The 1059-nt window shown below is 64.2% G+C and carries 1 protein-coding gene; it reads right to left on the bottom strand.

The genetic code is table 11. The features are described from left to right. Positions 1-1033, bottom strand: a 1033-nt coding sequence (locus tag CKO31_RS26025; protein ID WP_200243801.1) for a molybdopterin-dependent oxidoreductase, incomplete at its 3' end; no start/stop codon positions are given. Positions 1034-1059 lie beyond the last annotated feature (26 nt).

Raw genomic sequence — 1059 nt, 5'->3', positions numbered from 1 at the left:
AGCCATGGTGGTGCGCGATGGTCCCGCGATAGCTCACCACCACACCGGATTTCGCCTTGCCGAACTGGATCGCGAGATCCTTGATCCTGTCGGCGGGGACACCGCTCACGGTCTCGGCCCACTCGGGCGTGTACTCGGCGAGGTGGGTCTTGAGCGCCTCGACCTTCTCGTCGATGCTGGCGTTGTGGTCCGGGGTGACACGCACGAACTTCAGGAAATCCTCGTCGTAGAGCCCCTCGGCCATGATCACATGAGACATGGCCAGCGCCACCGCGCCGTCCGCCCCGACCTTGATCGGGATCCACTCGTTCGACTTTGCGGCCGTATTGGTAAGCCGGACGTCGAAGGTGTAGACGGGCACGCCGCGGTCCACATGCGCCTCGATCAGACGCTGGGCCGTGGGAATGTGATTGGTATGCGTCTCCAGCACGTTGCTGCCGAAGATCAGCACGAAGTCGGTGTTGTCGAAATCCCAGTTGTCGTAGTGCCCACCCCAGGAGAGCTCCTGACTGGTCCACTTGCCGCCCTCGCAGATGGCGGTGTGATTGCCGATGGTCTTGGTGCCGTAGGTGCCGAGGAAGGCGTCCTTGATGAGCACGCTGGAGCTCGCCTTCATGCGCCCGTACTGGAACATGAACTTCTCCGGATGTCCCTGGTCGCGCAGTGGCTTGATCTTCGAGACGATCTCGTCCAGTGCCTCGTCCCAGGAGATCCGCTTCCACTTGCCCTCGCCACGCTCGCCGACGCGCTTCATCGGATAGAGGATGCGATCCGGGAAGTACACCTGGTTGACCCCCGCCTGGCCCTTGGCGCAGAGTACGCCGCGGGTGCGGATGGAGTCCGGATGGCCCTCGATCTTCATCAGCCGTCCGTCCTCGACATAGCCCACGATGGCGTCCCGCGTCACGCATTGCCAGCAGGCGCTCGGTATTGCCTGCCGCTCTTTCTGCGTGATCGGCGAGAAGTCACGGCCCCCGGCCTGCAGCTCGACGCTGCCGCACAGCGCCGGCCGGCTGACGCCCGCACCCGCCACGGCCGCACTGCTTGCCATGGCAAACT

Origin of the sequence: Thiohalocapsa halophila (genome assembly GCF_016583825.1) — a bacterium.
Classification (GTDB): Bacteria; Pseudomonadota; Gammaproteobacteria; order Chromatiales; family Chromatiaceae; genus Thiohalocapsa; species Thiohalocapsa halophila.
Note: the sequence above shows the minus strand (reverse complement) of the source record. Positions and strands in the feature narration are given on the sequence as shown.